Consider the following 19,748-nt stretch of genomic DNA (forward strand, 5'->3'; position numbering starts at 1 on the left):
CAAGTCACCAATCTTTGTCGAGCTTCTAACGAAGATTTCTCCTTCGTCGAAATGACAAACTGTACGTAAACTCGACAGGTTTGTAAAACCTCTCGGGTTTAATTCATTATTTTAATTCCCCGTAAAAGTATACGTCTGCCCTGCTTTCATATTCACATCGTAAATATTGTAATTTGGCAATTGCACTTTAGGCAGTTTTGCTTCCTTAGAAATAATCGGTTTCTTCACTTCCACATCATAAAAGAGTGGATTTGAATTTTTCCCTTTTGCTTTTTTAAGCGAAGAGCCTTTCAAAGTATTTTCTACCTTCAAACGGCAGTTTCCTCCTATTTTCGAGTAAATTTTCAACTCCGAAACTTTATTGTTTTTCCAAGTCATATCAATTATAAATCCGCCTCTAGCAACCAAACCTTTTATGCTTCCGTCTTTCCAAACTGTTGGTAAAGCAGGAAGTAAATGAATCGCATCTTCCTGACTCTGCATCAGCATTTCGGCAAAACCGGCTGTGCATCCAAAGTTACCATCAATCTGAAACGGCTGATGCGCATCTAACATATTCGGATACGTTCCTCCTCCCTTTCTTTGATCTGCTGTTACCAAATGCAATTGATCCTGAATCAATTTATAAGCATGATTTCCGTCTAATAATCTCGCCCATAAATTCACTTTCCATCCCATCGACCAGCCTGTAGATTCGTCTGTTCTGTAAATTAAAGATTGTTTGGCTGCTTCAAATAATTCAGGCGTTTTAATTGGCGAAATCTGATTACTTGGATACAATCCGTACAAATGCGAAACGTGTCTGTGATTGTCTTTTGGATTATCCCAATCGTCCTGCCATTCCTGCAACTGATTGTGTTTTCCAATTTTCATTGGAGGCATTTTTGCCAAAGCATCGCTAACTTTTTTCACATAAACAGCATCTGGAGAAACCAAAGCCGAAGCTTCGATAACGTGCGTAAACAAATCAAAAACCAACTGATTATCCATTGTAGTTCCCGATGCAATTGTTGCTTTTCCTGTTCCGCCTGCGTGCGTGTTTTCAGGCGAACTTGAAGGAACAACAACTAAATATTTTGTGTTTGGATCTATAACCATAAAATCTAAAAAGAAATCCGCAGCACCTTTCATAATTGGATAAATTTCTGCTAAATATTTTTTATCTCCTGTATATAAATATCTTTCCCATAAATCCTGACAAACCCAAGCACCGCCAGTCGGCCACATTCCCGAAGCAGCTGAATCTACCGGAGCAGTAACACGCCAAATATCAGTATTATGGTGTAAAACCCAACCATTTGCATTGTACATCATTTTAGCTGTCTCTGCACCTGTAACGCTTAACTCTTTTGCCATTTGTACAAATGGTTCATGCATTTCTTGCAAATTGGTTACTTGTGCAGGCCAGTAATTCATTTCGGCATTGATGTTTGTCGTGTATTTACTATCCCAAGGCGGAGTCACCATATCATTCCAAATTCCCTGTAAATTGGCTGGCTGTCCGCCTGGCTGTGAACTTGAAATTAAAAGATAACGTCCAAATTGGAAATACAAACTTGCCAATTGAGGATCAAACTGTTTCGAAAAGTCTCTGATTCTTTCGTTTGTTGGCTTTTTAACTAAATCATTTGAACCTAAATCTAAAGCAACTCTGTTGAAGAATTTTTGGTAATAATCAACATGCGCTTTCTTTATAGTTTCAAAATCTTTTGTTTCCGCTTTCGCTAAATAGTCTTTACTTTTTGCAATTTCATCGCCCGAAATATCCTGATAGTTTTTGAAGTTCGTAGCAATCGAAATGTATAAAGTTACTTCATCGGCTTTGTTGATGCTTAAAACGCCGTTGCTGGCATCGATGTCTCCACCTTTGTTTTTAGCCGTTAATCGGCCTTGAAATTTTACTTTCCCTTTTACGCCTTCAAAGTTAGTTCCAACTCCTGAAAGTATAATCTGATTTCCTTCTGTCGAAGCAACCGTTTTATCAATCGGACTGTTCATGAAAACATTACAAGTAATCTGTCCCGGCTGACTAGCAGAAAGTTTCACCACAATAACCTGATCTGAAAATGCGGTTAAAATTTCTCTCGTAAATTCAACACCGTTTACTTTGTATTTTACTTTCGCTGTAGCATTGCTAATGTCTAAATCACGGTAATAATCGGTATATTTTTGATGTCCTGCGAATGAAATATAAACGCTCCCAAAAGTTTGATACGGCATTCCGTCATTCGTTTGCGACATAATTTCCTGCGTTGCCAAATCCTGCGCTTCATCAAACTTTCCATCAAAAATTAACTGACGAACAATTGGAAGTGCTTTTATAGATTTATTATGAGCATTGCTATTTGGAGAACCTGCCCAAATGGTTTCTTCGTTCAACTGCAAACGTTCAACTGCCGGATCGCCAAAAACCATTGCGCCTAAACGTCCGTTGCCTAAAGGCAGAGCTTCGTTCCAGATGGATGCGGGTTTATCGTACCATAATTTTAGGTCATTTTGTGCTTTTGCAGTCAAGGAAAAAATTCCGATAAAGATTGCTGTTATTTTAATTTTTAACTTCATAGTATATTTTTTTTCAGCCACGAATTACACGAATTGCACTAATTTCTTTTTTAATTTTTATTTCTTTTTTTCTGCCACAGATTAAAAGGATTTCCACTGATTAAAAATCTGCTAGATCTGCAACTCGAGCGATAGCGAACTGGCGAAGCAAATCTGCGTGAAAAAATTTTACTCCCGAAGATTTTGCAGATTAAGGAGATAAAAAAATCCTTTTAATCTTTTTAATCTGTGGCAAAAAAATAATTCGTGCCAATTCGTGAAATTAGTGGCAAACTCTATTACTTCTTAACCTCGTAAACTTTCAGATTTTTTTCTCCGAACATTTCATATAATTTGTTGATGTCTTTTAAAGCATTTTTCGGCAGTTTTTCTCCTTTATCACCAAAAACAAACAACTTTTCTTTTGGTTCAATTACACAAGTCGATTCGTCGATTTCACCTTTGTCATTCTTCACTTTATTCAAATCTAAGTTTAAATATTTCGCCATAAACGGATACAAAGCCATACGTTTTGAGATTCCGAAATCGTGTCCTTCTTTTGCAAAATGAGCATTTTCGACTAAATCTTTCTTTCCGTACAATTCATACGTTCTTTGGATAAAAGGAAATTCCAATTCCGGAACTGCCAATGTCCAGTCTTTTCCATCAGAGACAATCAATTGCGGTTTTGGAGCCATCATTGCAGAAATCTCAGCGTTATTAGTTCCGTTTCCGCATAAGTGAATTCCTCGTCCGCTTTCGCATGGACAACCGCCTGAGAAATGAGAAGAAACCATCACAACCGGGGCAGAAACTTTTACTCTGTCATCAATTGCGGCTAAAAACATCGTATGTGATCCTCCGCCAGAACCTCCAGTAACACCAACTCTTGTCATATCGGCATTTTTAACCGTTGCCAAATAATCCAATAAACGAATTCCAGTTAAAACCTGAACCGTAGATGCAATGCTGTTTCTATGCGTTTCTTCTGGAAATTGCAGTAACGATTCTCCCCAAGCAAACAAATCGTAACCAACCACAATTGCTCCCATTTTTGCCATCATAGCACAACGGTACTGTTCGTCTTTTCTATATCTTCCGTCGCCAAAATGCCCATCAGGAGTTAAAATAATAGCTGCTTTTTTATTTAACGGATACGGTTTGTAAATCGATCCTGTCGCATAAACACCAGGCAAAATTTCTAATGCAATATTCTCGACACTGTAATCTTTGTAAATTCTTTTTGGAGTTAAAAGTGGTTTAGACTTCGGTGTAGGGGGCGCCTTATCCAAACCAAATGATTCAATCATACAAGCTTTTAACTCCGTTTTGCGTTTCTCCCATTGTTCTTTCGTCGAATAAAGGCTTTCTAAGTAAAACAAGCGTTCCTTTCCTTTATCTACCGAAACTTTATGGTTTTCATACTTGCGTATGATGTAGGTTCCATCGGGTTGTTTGAAATACATCAATTCAAACGGCGCTAGAATATTAGTCAGCGAAAGTGGCAGATTTCCAGGTTCAATTCTCCAATCGGCATAATCCAGTTCTTTTCCTTTTAATAAACCTCTGTCGTCGTTGATTGTGACGTTAAAAAGAGTTTCTATTTTCTTTAAAGTTTCTGAAACTGGTTTTCTAAAATTAGTATCAGAAGTGCTTTGCCCATTGGCAAATGTCAAAACAAAAATGGAAACTAAGATGATGTATTTTATTTTTTTCATTATTACATTTTTTTGATTTGCCTCCTGCTTTAGCTGGAGGAAAACAAATTGATTTTTTCTACTTTTTCGAGTTTATTTACAATTCATAACTCATAATTCATAATTCATAATTACAATTGACATTCTATTGTATAAATTCCAGATCCTAATTCCAAAACAGGCTTTTGAGCATTTTCATCAAAACCTGTCTTAAATCTTTTGCCATCCATTTTTATTTCCGAATTTTTAGCAACCGGCAATTTTATTGTCGCAGTTGTATTCACTGGAATCTGAACTGTCAGAATAAATTTGCCCTCTTTCTTTTCCCAAGAAGAAGCAATTTTTCCATAAACCGATTGATAGTCCGCTTTCGCGAAAGTCATATCGCCAACCACTTCCGGCTGAATAAAGAAATGCTTGAATCCCGGTTTCTCAGGATCGGACATAATTCCGGCTAAACTTTGATAAAACCACTCTTCAATTTGTCCTAACATAAAATGATTCCACGAATTTCCTTTTCTCGGATCCCATTGCTCTGTTAAAGTGGTCAAGCCAAATTTAATCTGAAAACCATAACCCGGCGCATCATAATGATTATGCATTCTGTACATGGTTTCGTTTTCGCCATTTCTTGCCAAAGTCTGGAATAAATAGCGATTTCCAACATCTCCCGTTGTCAAACGATCTCCTTTTGCTGAAATATCAGCTAAAAGATTTTGCATCACCGCTTCTTTATACTGCGGTTCTACAATATCCATAAAAATCGGAACAGCATTGCTAAACTGACTATTGGTTCCATACTGTTTGGTTTCTTCGTTAAAAAATGCCGCATTGAAAGCTGTTTTAATCTCTGAAGCCAAAGCATTGTATTTCTCAAAATCTTCCGTTTTTCCTAATAATTTTGATGCTTTTGCCACTAAATAAGCGCCATAATAGTAATGAGAAGTCGCAGAAAGTGCAATCGGACTATTTTTAGAATATCCTGCTGGATGCGTTCCGTAATCGTACCAATCGCCTAATCCGTGTGAAACGATATGATTTGTTGCTTTTGTTCCTAGATAATCCACATAGTTTTTCATTACAGGAAAATACTTTTCTAATAATGAAGCATCTCCATAATATTCATAATACATCCAAGGCAGAATTACGCCTGTAACGCCCCATTCTGGAGAATCGGTAAAATCGCCTCCAAAAATGACATATTCAGGAACAATGGTTGGAATTAAACCGTTGTCTCTTTGTGAATCAGAAATATTCTGCATCGTTGCAGGAAGGAAAGTCTGAAGATTATAATTGAACATTAATCCAGGTCCATTTAACTGAATTTCTTCTAGCCAGCCTAACTTTTCACGTTGCGGACAATCGGTAAAAACACTTTGGAAATTACTTTTGATCGAATTATTTATCAATTCGTGTGTTTTATTGAAAATCTCATTAGAACATGAAAAACTTCCCGCTTCTCCAGCCGAATTGTAAATGAAATTCGATTTTAAATCAACCAAAGTTGGAATCGCTGCATTCTTATCTTCTTTATAATTAATATTTTCAATTTGAACATATTGATAACCGTAGAAACTGAATTTTGGCGTCCATTCTTCTGTTCCGTCTCCTTTTAAAGTGTAATCGTAATAGTATGGCTTTCCAGATCTTCCCTGAGCAATTGTTCCTTCTTCATTTAATCCTTCAGCCACCCAAACACGAATCGTTTGTCCTCTTTTTCCTTTTACTTTGATAGTTGGAAATCCTGAAAGATTCTGTCCCATATCAAAAACATAGAAATTTGGTTTCAGCTCTTTTACGGTTTTAACTTCGTATTGTTTCTGAATGGTAACTGGCGGTGCTGTCTGCGGTCTTAAAACACCTTTTGGCGCTTCCTGAATGACAACTTTTTTCCAATCTCTATCTTTGAAACCTTTACAATTCCAACCTTTTTGTTCTAAATTAGCATTGTAATCTTCTCCTCCAAAAATACTGTTATAGGTAATCGGACTTTTGCTGTATTTCCAAGTTCTATCTGACTTTATAATTTCTTCTGAACCGTCATTATACTTGATTTTCATTTTAAAGAATAAAGTCGGCGGACCAAAACTTACGAAGAATTTGGTATATCTTTCAGCAAGCGTATTGTACATTCCGTTTCCTAACAAAACACCAATTACGTTATCGCCTTTTTGAAATTCTTTTGCACTTAACTCGTAAACATTATAATTAACCGTTTTATCATAATCTGTCCACAAAGGAGCAAACTGGCTGTTTCCTACTTTTTTCCCATTGATAGTCAATTCGTAATGCCCTAAACCTGAAATATAAACAACTGCTTCTTTGACTGCTTTTTCTATTTCGAAAGGTTTGCGAAGCATGATACTTCTGCGTGCCAGCGAATCGGATGCATTGATAAACGAGTTCTTTTTTTCTCTGTTGAAAGTGGCTGTGTGGTAGTTTCTTCCTTCTGGTAAATGGCTGTCGGCTTTGGTAATCGCTCCAATCCAAGTCGGATTTAAATCTGATTCTAACGAAGCAGTTCTGAACGAAGCTGTTTTGCTCCATTTTGAAACTTTTCCAGCCTGATTCCAAACTTTAACTTTCCAGAAATATTTGGTTTCGCTTTTTAATGGTTTTCCATTATAAACGATATGCAGGTTTTTATCGGTATTTACTCTTCCACTGTTCCAAACATCCCCATCATCCATTTTTAGTTTTTCTTCCGATGAAGCTACTAAAATCAAATAAGCGACTTGTGAGGCATCGGATTCTTTTGAAACCAATTGCCAGCTTAATTTCGGCTGATTCTGAACTACTGCTAATGGATTTTCAGCCATTTCTGTTGTTAAACGTACAGGTAAAATTTGTCCTTTAGAAACTACAGTTACTAGAAGACAAACGGCTAATAATATGCTTTTAAAAAACTTCACTTTGTATATTTTTTTTTTGCCACTCCCGATAGCTATCGGGATCACGAATTTTCTCTAATTATTCTTTGCGTTTAATTTCTCTTTTTTTTTTGCCACAGATTAAAGGATTAATTGGATTATAATCTGTGTTAATCATTTTAATCTGTGGCAAAAATTACGCAACGTTTATAAAATAATTCGTGAATTGCTTCGCCCGTTAGCTATCGCTCGGGTCGTGGCTATTTTTTCTTTACAACTTTCTAGTAATCAAAGATTCGATATTGAATACTGCTTCTGGAATTAATTTCCCAGTTTGAGGCAGATCATCGTAATCGTCTGTATCTGGCGCTGTATCTGGATCTGGCGAATGTCTCTGTTCTCCTGTTCGGAACATGATTCGCTCGAAACCGTCTGTTGGCGCATAAAATATCTTTGTTGATTCTTTTCCTTCGTTTACTTTTATAGTGTATTGACGGTTTTTAGCATCTAATTTAACTGTTATTGTATATGCTTTGTTTGCTTCGTATTTTGTAACCGAACTCAAACGCGCACCATTTTTTACCTTTAATTCTCCATCCGAATCAAAAATCAATCTTACCGATGGTAAACCTTGTTTATTTTGGAATTCAATCTGTAATAATCCGTGATTATTTTGCTCTGGTTTTACTGTGAAAACAGCTTCCATTTTTGAAGCAAAAGGAATAACTCTTTCAGCACGTGAATAGTCAAAATAATCCTGATCTCTTAAAGTTAGCCATTTTTTGCCATCAGCTTTCTTTTCGATTTTTGTTGATGCCCATGAAAGATCATATGTATTCCATAGTTTTAGTTCTTGTCCGTCAGGAAGATTATTAAAAACATCATTTACATTTTCAGTAACCACCGAAGTAACCGGAACGGGAATCGATGCCACCCAAATATCTTCTTTGTTCATGCTATAACCCACCCAGATTTTTCCGTCTGGCGGAGTTCCATTTTTCTCTGTAATTCCGCGAACATATTGAGGGCCTGCTGATTTGTAGTTTCCGCCGTAACGCATCGGACTTACTTCTCCGTGAACCAATAATAAATCTTTGTAATTCAATCCATCATCACTTGTCGAAATAGCCAAAGGCCAACGATATTCAGACGGATTATAAAGTGTTGCATAACGGTTGTCAGAAGTTTTTTGTCCCCAGATTTTAGCATTGCTGTTTACAAATCCCGGAGCACGCAATGGCATATAATCCCAAGATTTTCCCCCGTCTTTACTGATAGAAGTTAAAGCATGTTTCCATAAACCCACTACATTTCCGTTTGGCAGATGGTAATAACTAAAGGCTTTATAAGGTTTTTGTAACGGAATTAATTCATCGTCACGATCGGCTTCTTCTACCCATTGCTGTAAAACCAATGGTTCTGATAAGATTTCTTCGCAAGCCTTTTTCAAACCTTTATCTTTTGATGTGGTATAAAATGGGAATTTCGATTTCGATTTGTCCCAAGTTTTGTTGTATCTAATGAAATAAATTTCGCCAAAACTTCCGTCTTTCTTGATTTCACGGATTACACGTCCAATTCCTTTTCCGTCGTTTGGATCATCTTTTTCATCCATTGCGATTCCATAATACGCTAAAGCAAAAAGTCTGTTGTCTTTTGATGTATAAAAGCCCATTCTTTGGTGCATAATTGCATCCAAATTTTTGGCAACGCCTTCAACGCCTTCTTTCTTCCATCCGTCAGGAATACGGTAAATTGGGAAAATTACTTCTGGTTTTGTCCACTTTACACCGTCTTTAGAAGTCATTAATAAAGTTTGGCTTGGTGGAATATGTTCACCTGAAGGATCGCTTAAATAATGCAGATAAAAGGTATTATTCCAATATGCCATCATCGGCTGGTGATTGTACGTCCATCCAAAACCATCTGCTTTTTCAGGATGTTCACGGCTTGCACGCATAATTTGCGTAGCGTGAACTCCAACTGCTGGACTTAATTGTCCGTGATGGTAATCGATATTTGAAAGTGTTTTGCCAACATAACGCACAGTATCGTTTTGTGCATTTACAGCGGTACAAGCCAAAAGGATTGTGGCTGTGATGATGTTGGTTTTTATATTTTGGAAAGTAATCATTGGTATTTTATTTTTTTGCCACAGATTGCACAGATCAAAAAGATTATTTTTTAATTAAATACTAATAATTTAAAAATCATTTTAATCTGTCTAATCTGTGGCTATATAATTTATTTTCTATCAATTAATCCCTTTAAAACGTCTGCAGAGATTGTCGTAATCGTTCCGTGTTTATGTCCTTCGGGGAGGCTTATTTTGGAGGATACATCTTCAAAATGAACAAAATCTGCTGTACTTAACGCCTTATAATTTTTTGAACCGTAATTGTCATAATACAACAACCAGTTTTTATCCACTTTCACTACCGTCGGACCTTCAGATAAATATTCGGTTAAAGGTTTTGAAGGTTTTTCAAACGGCCCTAAAGGCGATTTCCCGAAAGCTACTTTTATATTTCGCATGGGTCTTGTATTGTCTTTCAAAACCAAAACATAATCTTTTTTGCTTTTTTTGACAATCACACAGTCAATTACGCTGAAACCTGGATCGTAATATAATTTTGTATCCGAAAACGTTTTGAAATCTTTTGTCGTTACATAATACATTCTGTGATTGTTTTTCTCTTCTTCTACTCCTTTTTCAAATCGGAACGGAATTGTCGATGCCCAAATAATGATGTATTCTCTTTTTACATCATCATAAAAAATTTCCGGAGCCCAAACATTTACGACTTCTGGCTCATTTTTCATTACGGGAATGTATTGCTGTTCTGACCAATGAATCAAATCTTTTGAACTTGCATAACCAAAACCATTTCCACCTTTCCAGTCGGTTGTCCAAACCATGTGATAGGTTCCGTCTGCTCCTTTTGTGATTGACGGGTCACGCATGATTTTACTGGCTCCAATTTCGGGTTTTAAAAACGATCCTTCTAATCCTTTCCAGTTGTAACCGTCTTCGCTGTATGCCAAATATAAACCTTCTGTTGCGGGCTCTCTAAACGACGTAAAAAGATATAAATCTTTCTTTTTCTGCGAATAGCTAATTGCAAAAAGCGAAAGGGTTAGTATGATGAATATTTTTTTCATTTTATTTTCCGTTTAAACTTTGTCAAAGTTTGAAACTTTGACAAAGTTGGCTCACCAGTTTTTATTCTGTAATTGCTTTTTTATCTAAAGAAGCTCCTTTTTTTATTTTCGTTGTAACGTTGTTTAAAACATTGTTTTTCAAGAAAATATTTTTAGAGTCTTTTCCATCGGCTTCGATAAAAATATCGGTTGGATTAAACGGAAAATTATTGTTGATTAACGCATTTGAAACATTGTCTAATTTGATAACCGGAACTCCTTTTATGGCTGTTGAAGATCCAACATTGTCTAAAATAATATTTTTTGAATCTGATATTTTAAAAGACGAACCCACAGTTGCGTTCACTTTTACATCGTGAAATTCAACATCTGTCGCCGTACTTACTGTAAAACCTTCTTTTCCGTCCATATTGATGTTAGAGAACGTGATATTTTGAATTGGCATTTCGGTAATTCCCAGAATTTGTCCTGCTTTGTTTACGTTTGAAGCCGTGATATTACTCATGTGAATGTTTCTGAAAATTGGCGTTTTCTCGGTTACAGGTTCAACTGTAGTTCCTTTATCGTAAAAAAGGCTCAATACGATAGCTTCTTCTTTGATGTTTTTCATTACGATATTATCGACGCGAATATCTTCTACAACACCACCTCTTCCACGTGCCGATTTGATACGGATTCCGCGATCTGTCCCATCAAAAACACAGTTTGATATTGTGATTTTTTTGATTCCACCCGACATTTCACTTCCAATAACCACTCCACCGTGACCGCTTAACATCGTGCAGTTTGTGATGGTTACATTTTCTGTTGCTTTTCCGTATTTACGTCCGTCACCATCTCTTCCTGATTTAATCGTGATACAATCATCTCCAACACTGATATGGCAGTTTGAAATGTGAACATTAGTACACGAAGAAGGATTGATTCCGTCTGTATTTGGCGAATGCGGATTGAAAATTGAAATTCCAGTAACAGTTACATTATCACAGAATTCTGGATTAATTGTCCAAAATGGTGAATTTTTAAAGGTTACGCCTTCGATTAAAATATTTTTGCAGTTGTAAGCTTGGAAAAAAGATGGTCTGAAAAACTTTTTATCAACTGTTCTCTTATAATACGGTTCTGTGTAAAGGCCTTTATTTTGCTCTTCCCACATGGTTTGGTATTTGGTTGGAGGCAATGGTTCTTTTGCCGTTTCAATTCTATACACTTCATTCCACCATGCTTTTCCTTGTCCGTCGATTACTCCTCTTCCTGTAATGGTGATATTTTCTACGTCTTTTGCATAAAATAATGGCTGGAAACTTTTCATTACAATTCCTTCGTAACGCATTTCTACATAAGGCAGAAAATCATCGAAGTTCTCTGAGAACTTTAAAAGCGCTCCAGAATCTAAATGAATCGTGATGTTGCTTCTTAATGTTAGTGCTCCAGTTAAGTATTCTCCAGCAGGAAAAAAAATCGTTCCTCCGCCGTTTTTAGATGCTTTTTCAATTGCATTCTGAATGGCTTGAGTACATTTTATTCCTTTGTTGTTTCCGCCTTCGTTAAGGATGTTTAACCAGCCTTCGTTAGCGAAGCCGGTGTTTAATCCGGTTATGAAGCAGAGTATTATTAGTATATTTTTCATAGTTTGTTTTTTTCTTTTGCCACAGATTAAAATGATTAGCACAGATTTTTACTCTCATTTTTGTCATTTCGACATAAGGAGAAATCCTAATTAGTAGCTCCGCACGGTTGAGCAACTTTGTAGAGTTTCTTGCGAAGATTTCTCCTTATGTCGAAATGACAAGATTGTGGATAATTCGTGATTATTTACTCACGAATTGCATTTCACTAATTACTTTTTACTTTTCACTAATCACTTAGTAGATTTCAAAATCAAAATCCAGTCATTACCATCTTCTTTTTTACCTTCTGGCTGAAAATTTTGAGTTCCTTTATTATCAAATGTTCCGATTTTGGTTTTCTTGCCATTTCTTGGATTGTACCAAGTTGCTTCGAATTTATCTCCAGCAAGTTTTCCAAGTTTTACTTCTATAATTCTTCCGTTATAAGTGTATAGTAAAGCATATTTTTCGCCTCTTATCGCTGGAATATAATCGTATTTTTCTCCTTGATTTACCACTAAAGAAACATCTGGAATTCCTTCTAAAAATGGCACTTCTTCCATTAATTTCTTAATAAAAACCATCTGCTTTGCTCCAGGCGCATTAATGGCTGATGTCCATAATTCTTTGTTTCCGTAAGCTGGTTTATCGCCTTTTCTGAACATTTGCATTACAGCGTTATGTCCGTACGTATAACCTGCACCACCTGAAAGTACTGACCAATATCCGTAACGGCGAACGTCGTTTGCGGTCCATTTTGGCTGTAAAGTGTCGTGCAAACCGTGTGGAATTCCTTCGTAAGATGGTTCTCCGTCAAGTGTCGGTTTCGTTGGTTTTAATTCGAAATCTCTAAGCACAAATTTGTAATTGTCTTCTTTGAAATTCGTTTTTGATGAATCCTGATCGTATCTTCTGTGTCCTGATTGGAACATATTGAAATCCAGCCATTTTTCATTGTGAAAATTCTCTGAAGAATCAGTTCTTCCGAACGGGTGGAAAGTCACTAACTGGTTTGGATTGTTGGTTTTTAAAGTATTCCCGATGGCATTCCAGATATCTTGGAATTCGTTTCCGTGTGTATCCCCACCGTTTAACCAAATTACGTTGGTTCTGTTTTTATATCTATTAGCTAAGAACTTAGCATATTCAGTAGCCTGTTCTTTGCTAACTTTATTTCCTTTTGAAACGTTTGTTCCCCAAACTGGAACCATTGCAACGTAAATTCCGTTTTTCTGAGCCACGTCTAAAGTGTAATCTACATGATCCCAATAATCGTATTGCTTTGCATTTTTGAAATCATTTCCTGCCGTAATCAAGGGTTTTGAAACGTCTTCGTTTATTAAAGCGGGGTCACCATAAACGTTAACGGCATTGATGTTGTGCAAAACCATTACCTGAACAACATTAAATCCTTTTTCTTTTCTGTCTTTGAAATATTTATCAACGCCTGCTCTGTCCAGTTTCCCGAATGCCAGCCAGCCCGTGTCGCCCAACCAGAAAAATGGTTTTTCGTTTTCAGTAACAAAATAATGCTGATTTTTAGAAACTTTGATTTCAGGCAGAGATGCTTTTGTTTTGGCAGATTGCGAAAATCCGCTTTGTGCTGTAAACATAAAGCTTATACAAAGAGCGTATAAAGATTTAATTTTCAGATTCATTTTGGTTTGTTTTTGAATTGTGTTCTTATTTTTTTGCCACAGATTTCACTGATTTAATGGATTTCCCAAGCTTTGTCTTTATATTTTTCCCCGCAGATTTCACAGATTAGGCAGATTTTATTTTTAATCCTTTTAATCTGTGAAATCTGTGGCTAACTATTTCTTAATTAAGAAAAGCACTTTTTCTTTTATTTCAGCTTGTGGGATTACCATTTGTTTTCCTCCGCTGATATTTGCTTTTTTCGTTATATTTCCTGTTGTTGCATTAATTGCAAATACTTCAAATGTTCCTTTTTCGTTTGATAAATCAATTGTGACATCTTGGTCGTTTTTCAAATAGAAAAGGTAACTTTTTCCTTTATTTTCCAGTTTCCAAAGATTATCTGAAAACGTATTTCCATCAACTAACTTCATTTCGCTTAAAGCGGCATAAAACTGAGGCAATTCGATTTTCGGAATATTTGGCAATGAAGCTCCGGCCATTAAAGCTGGCCATCCAAATCTTGAAGAACCGTCTGTTGAATATAAAATGACTTTTTCAGGATATTTTTCTCGATATTCACGAACAGCGCGATATACCTGATTGTCGGTTTCTTTTCCTGTTTTTAGTTTTCTCGCATGTTGTCTTGGTGCTAAATTTACACCTCCTTGCGGAGCATAAGCTGAGCCGTCTTCTTTGTAATACCAATAACGAATGTCGATTACATCAACGGTTTTATTTCTTTTAGCATCATTTAAAATAGCATCTTGAACATCTTTTGTAGCACTTAAACCAATTAAACCTTTTTTACCCGTTTCGTCTTTCCACTTTTGGGCTTGGTCTAACCAGAATTCCATAAAATGTCGCGGACCTGTATATTCAGCACTTGTTAACTGAATTACGTTGCTGTTTTCCTGAAAATTTTCAAATGATTTTCTGATGAAACCTTCGTGTAATTTTCTTCTTTGAGCATTCGTAATATCGTAAAACTGCTCCGCCATAAAAATACGTTTGTCTCCTGCATAAGGCGGTGGCTCCGGAAATCCTGTACTGTTGATATTGTTAGCAGAACGCCAAGGTGAACTTGCCCAATGCGCTCCGGCTTCTAAAATATTGTGCTGAAAATATTGCTGATTGATTAATATTTGTCCATTAGGTTCTGCAAGTGTTGCAAACTGCGCTAAACGGCTCCAGTACCAATCATTAAATTTTGTTAAATCGTATTTACTCAGATGATCCCAAGCAAAATCTTTTCCGCTTCTTGCGAAAGGCTGTTCGTAAAACGGAGGCCATACATCATCATCAATTCGGCGAACACGTTCGTGATCGTCCATTCTTCTGTCGTACCATAAACCATAATTATGCTCTAAAGCGACGATATTATTTTTAGTCAAATAATCTACGGTTTCCTGTACTTTATCAGTCAATCCGTTTCCTGTTCTCCCAGGTACAAAACGAGTAATATGCGGTGTTGATTTGTTTACAAAATCATCGGTTAGATCACCTCTCCACCAAGCAACGTTGGTCTGTTTTCCTGCAATTACTTTTCCTTCAAAAGTTAGCCAGCCGTTTTCTGCTGTTACTATTGAAGTCGATTTTTCAGTTCTATTTAATGCAACTTTTAAATCGTTTGCATTTTTTAAACCTTTATTATCAATATTAATCGGATTTGCTTTTGAAGCTTCTGCAATCAATTCTTGTAAACTTTTTGCCGTTGTAGCAGAGTTTTTAGTCAATTCTGCAGCGACTTCTACACTCGGACTTGAAGAAGCTTCAGAACCTAAATCATAGATAAATGGCTGAACTGGAAGTTTTCCTAATCTAGCTTCTAGTTGTGTGTAGAATAAACTTCTTGGACTGATATGTTCGTTTACGTTTTTCCAATGTCCGTTTCCTCCAAATTGTCCCCAAACTCCAAAAGCCCAGTTTTGTGCTGTTGGCGGACTATAACATTCTACTTTTGATGCTGACGATTCCCAAATTACAGAATTTGCTGCTGTCCATCCAGCTCCTCTTCCTCCTTGTTCTCTGTTGTTATAGCTTAATGCTTTTCCGTCGATATTGGCAATGTCAAATAAAACTCCAGTTGCCCAGCTTCCAATTGCACCGCTGTTTTCGAATGGCAAATGTGATTCGCATTGTACGAACACATTTGGACCAGTTGTTCCGAATCCGCCAACGGTAAAATCATGATATCCAAATTCTGAATAACAACGCTGAAATAAAGTCTGCTGACCTTCAGTATAAAAAGTATGTCTTCTAAATGAAGCGATTTCTGAAATTGGCTCTGTTGCAATACAATCTTCAACTGTAATTTGCTGACTTGTTTTTAAAACCGTAACGGCTCCACCTGCAAAGTGTTTAAAATTAACTTGTTTTACCCAAGCATTTCTAGCGCTTTCAATGCTAATAGCCTGCCAACGGTGTTCTTCGTCTTTTAAATTTGAAGGATTGTAGGTTGATTTTATTAAGATATTTTCAATTCCGTTATTTTCAGTTCTTCCCTGCCAAGAATAAATAGTTACTTTCGAAGTTCCGAAAACATCATCTAAAGACATTGTAATTGGAGCATTTACAGTCACTTCGTTTCCGTTTATTTTGGTTACGACACGATTCCAAGTTGTCGCCCAATCCCCTTTTTTCCAGCCAATCCATGAAGTTTCTCCCCCGAAATCCTGCATATTAACTTCTTTAATGAAATTATCCGTTAAAGGTTTACTGATTTCGATTTCGTCTCCAACTTTTAATTTTGTTGTATTTTTTAATTGAATTTTTTGTGTTCCAAGTGGCGTGTAACCGTTTGCAAATTCAAATGAATCTTTATACACTTTATCGTTTAAACCTAAAATTCTAATTAAAGCTTCTCTTTCTAAACCTGTTCCTAAAAGTACAGTTCCGTTTTCCGTATTGCCGCTTCCTCTTAGAACAACTCCCGATTTTCTAATGTATAATGTTCCACTAATTTTGAAAGTTCCTTTGTCTAACAAAACTGCTCCACGAAATCCTGATTTATCAGGTTTTAATGCGCTCACATAATCAATTGCATTTTGGATTTTCTGTGTTGCATCTTCTTCTTGTGGAGAAACAAAAATCTTGTTTTCCAAATTCGGAATGGCAACTTCAGAGTTTTTATATCCTGCAAAAGAAAAATCTGGGATTTGATTTCCTTGATTATCAGCTGTGAAAGAAAGTTTTGCTTCTTTGGTTTTGATAATGTCTGGGAAATTGTTCTGGGCTGTGATGTTGCCACACATAGACATAGTAAAACACATTATTACTAATGTGTTTTTGAAGCAAGGGACTATATTTTGTTTAATGAAATTCACTTTTAGTATATTTTTCAATTTTCTAAAGTTAAGCATTTCTATAATCTTGTCATTTCGACGAAAGAAACCCGAGCTATAGTGAACAGGCGAAGCAAATCTCACACGGGATTTATAGATTGTTGCGGAGTTTCTAGTGTGATTCCTCGTTCCTTGGAATGACAAACTTTGGGTGTATGCTTTATGTTGAATTATTGTAATAAAGACTTTAATTTCGCCAAAGTATCCGTATTATTTTCGATTTTCGTCCAATCAATTTTAGTGTTTGGATCGATTCCGTTAAAATATTTTTCGATGTTGGTATAACCGTCTCCGTTAGCATCTTTATTAGCATCTGAAGCATCATTTGGATTTAAGCCATATTTTTTCTCCCAAGCATCTGGAATTCCGTCATTATCTGAATCTTTATAGGCTTTCCCTTTGTAAGTAGGATATCCGCCAACTTGATCTGGGTGTGTAATGATTCCTTTTTTATAAGAATCAGCTGGTAATCTTCTTTTGATATATTCTTTTCCAATTGAATTTTCTAAACCGTCTTTTACTTCAATTTTTCCTGTACGAACTTGCTTGATCACTCTTTCATCAACTGCATCTCTTTTCGGAATTGTTGCTCCAACATTCGTCAAAACAAAATCATAAGCTTCTTCTGCCGACATGATATTGAATTTTGGCATAGAAAAAGGTTTTGGCTGTTTTATTGCTGCTAAAAATTCTTTGGTTTCCGCTTCTGGAAGATTTTCCAATTGTACTCCTCCATTCCAGTTGTCTGCCGTAACTTCAGGAAAACCAACAATAAAGTTTCCTGAAACGTAAGCTCTTCCGTATTGTTTAGGTTCAATATATCCAGATTCTGGTTTTACAATTCTATGTGCAATAGGTTCATTCGCAGGTGTTATTGGACCTGGTTTGAAATAGTTATTGATGATATTTAACATCGAACGATAATCACCTCCGTCCAGAGTACGATTCCACCAATTAAATACTACGTTATTCACAAAATTAAAGTCTCCATACATTCCGATAGAAGCATTTCTTGAAATGTTGTCGGCCCATAAGTTGCGCATAAAAGTACTATTTAATCCGCCAATTGTACTTCCAAAAGCATGATTATAAGTATCTAAACCTTCTGCTGAAATAGTGTTCTGAATCGTAATATTACAAGCAGGCAATTTCTCCAATTTCGACTTTGCGTTAGGTGCAAATTGATGTCTGTATAAAGAAATGTTTTCATCTAATCCCCAGCTTACAGAACAGTGGTCAATTATAGTATTTCCGATTACATTTCCTCCCAGCGCATCATCTCTTCTTGTCACTTCTGTTGCCCCACGTCTAAAACGCATGTGTCTAATTATAACATCGTGTGTGTCGATCTCTAAAGTTTCTCCTGCAATACAAATTCCGTCGCCAGGAGCAGTTTGTCCAGCAATTGTCACGTAAGGTGCACGCATGCTGATTCTGCTTTTTAAATGGATAATTCCCGAAACATTAAAAACAATTGTTCTTGCTCCAACAGCTTCACAAGCTTCGCGAAAAGTTCCTTTTCCACTATCTTCTAAACTCGTCACTACGAATATTTTTCCTCCACGTCCACCTTGCGTGTAGGCTCCGCCACCTTCAGCACCTGGAAAAGCAGGAATATCTGCTTGAACAAAATCTTTTGGATAAGAAGCCCAAGGCAAATATGGTTTCCCTTGTTTTGCTTCTTCTTTTATGATATGTAAGTTGGCATTCCAGATTTCGCTAAGTCTCTTTTCGTCAGCTTCTAAAAGGGCATCTGCTTTAGCTTGAACGTCTTTTGGAATTACAGGATATTGGGCATACGCCGATGATACAAGTGAACAAAATGACAACGCCATAAATGTTCTTTTTAAAGTACGGTTGGGAAAAATATTTTGCATTGAATTGTGTGGTCTAGTTAATAGCACTTAGTTTTTAAGAGATTATTCTTTTGCCGTAGAATCTTTTGTTTTACTCTTCTCTCTTTCTTCGATACGTTTATGCCAGTCGGCACTTTCTTTGTTTAAATCGTAACCTTGTTTTGATAAATAGTTGTTGATTCTTCCTTTGTATTTACCAAACCAGCCATGTTTTTCTTTAGAAGAACCTGCGTCCATTGCATGTTCTCTAGCTTCAACTAAAGCTTTGTAGATATAGTCTTTTTGTTCTGCTGTCAAATTCGGAAGCATATCGTTGTAACCTGCAACCGTAATTGGAAGCACACCATAAGTCATTCCGTCTTTCACTTCAGTGATTTTATCTTCAGACAATTCTTTGCCTAATTTTTTGATATAAGATTTATGCAGTTTTGCAATTGATTCGTCTGCCTTTGCTTTCAGTTTATCAATTTTTTCGTTTTGCTTTTCTTTAGCCAAAGAAGTATCTTCTTTTACTTTTTTGATTTCAGCATCTCTTCCATCTTGGATTTCAGTTAAATCTCTGAATTGCTGTGCGATAATATTTGAAACTGCTTTTTCTTTTGCTTCGTTTTTCAAATCTAATTTGGTAACGATTTTTACAGCTCTTTCGTTGGTAACTTTTACATATTCAGGATCTAAATGCTGTTGCGCATTTAAAGTTGAAAATGCAAAAACAAGCGATAATAACCCAGCATTTATTTTATTTAGTGCCATTGTCTTTCTTTTTCTAGTTATTTTTTAACTCAATCATAAGGCCAACGGCCTTTAAGCAACACCGTAGGATAAAATCCTATGAATTACAAACAAATCATATAGCAAAACCCAGAAAGGGCACAAGCCTTTGCGCCTATATTTCATTAATTGCTTTCGCCCTTTCAGGGCTTTTTCGCTTCCATTCTATTGTCAAAGGACCTTGTCCTTTGTTGTTGCTTTGAGCCTTTCAGGCTCTTTTCAAAAACATTCTTGTTTACTCTGAAACAAGAATGTTTTC

The 19,748-nt window shown here is 36.3% G+C and carries 10 protein-coding genes; all 10 read right to left on the minus strand.

Going from position 1 to position 19,748, the window contains the following annotated elements; translation table 11 throughout:
- Positions 1 to 111: 111 nt before the first annotated feature.
- Positions 112 to 2,562, minus strand: a complete 2,451-nt coding sequence (locus OZP10_RS00130) for a glycoside hydrolase family 95 protein (RefSeq protein ID WP_281632944.1) — start codon at positions 2,560 to 2,562, stop codon at positions 112 to 114.
- Between the two features lie 278 nt (positions 2,563 to 2,840).
- A complete protein-coding gene (locus OZP10_RS00135; RefSeq protein WP_281632945.1) occupies positions 2,841 to 4,259 on the minus strand; it encodes an acetylxylan esterase in 1,419 nt (472 codons plus the stop codon).
- Positions 4,260 to 4,369: 110 nt separating this feature from the next.
- A complete protein-coding gene (locus OZP10_RS00140) occupies positions 4,370 to 7,150 on the minus strand; it encodes a glycoside hydrolase family 78 protein (RefSeq protein WP_281632946.1) in 2,781 nt (926 codons plus the stop codon).
- Between the two features lie 229 nt (positions 7,151 to 7,379).
- Positions 7,380 to 9,242: a sialidase/neuraminidase family protein gene (locus OZP10_RS00145; RefSeq protein WP_281632947.1), complete on the minus strand. Its 1,863-nt coding sequence runs from the start codon at positions 9,240 to 9,242 to the stop codon at positions 7,380 to 7,382.
- A gap of 110 nt (positions 9,243 to 9,352) precedes the next feature.
- A complete protein-coding gene (locus OZP10_RS00150) occupies positions 9,353 to 10,270 on the minus strand; it encodes a glycoside hydrolase family 43 protein (RefSeq protein WP_281632948.1) in 918 nt (305 codons plus the stop codon).
- Between the two features lie 61 nt (positions 10,271 to 10,331).
- The gene (locus tag OZP10_RS00155; protein ID WP_281632949.1) at positions 10,332 to 11,900 is read right to left on the minus strand and encodes a glycoside hydrolase family 28 protein; all 1,569 of its coding nucleotides are present in this window, start codon (positions 11,898 to 11,900) and stop codon (positions 10,332 to 10,334) included.
- Positions 11,901 to 12,131: 231 nt separating this feature from the next.
- Positions 12,132 to 13,538, minus strand: a complete 1,407-nt coding sequence (locus OZP10_RS00160; protein WP_281632950.1) for a glycoside hydrolase family 140 protein — start codon at positions 13,536 to 13,538, stop codon at positions 12,132 to 12,134.
- 156 nt (positions 13,539 to 13,694) lie between these two features.
- Positions 13,695 to 16,790, minus strand: a complete 3,096-nt coding sequence (locus OZP10_RS00165; RefSeq protein WP_281632951.1) for a DUF6298 domain-containing protein — start codon at positions 16,788 to 16,790, stop codon at positions 13,695 to 13,697.
- A 242-nt stretch (positions 16,791 to 17,032) separates the two neighbouring features.
- Positions 17,033 to 18,739 carry a thrombospondin type 3 repeat-containing protein gene (locus OZP10_RS00170; RefSeq protein WP_281632952.1) on the minus strand — a complete coding sequence of 569 codons (1,707 nt, stop codon included), beginning with the start codon at positions 18,737 to 18,739 and terminating at the stop codon, positions 17,033 to 17,035.
- 42 nt (positions 18,740 to 18,781) lie between these two features.
- Entirely contained in the window at positions 18,782 to 19,471 is a 690-nt protein-coding gene (locus OZP10_RS00175) for a DUF3826 domain-containing protein (protein ID WP_281632953.1), read from the minus strand.
- Positions 19,472 to 19,748: the final 277 nt, after the last annotated feature.

It is taken from the genome of Flavobacterium luteolum (assembly GCF_027111275.1).
In the GTDB taxonomy this organism is placed as follows: domain Bacteria; phylum Bacteroidota; class Bacteroidia; order Flavobacteriales; family Flavobacteriaceae; genus Flavobacterium; species Flavobacterium luteolum.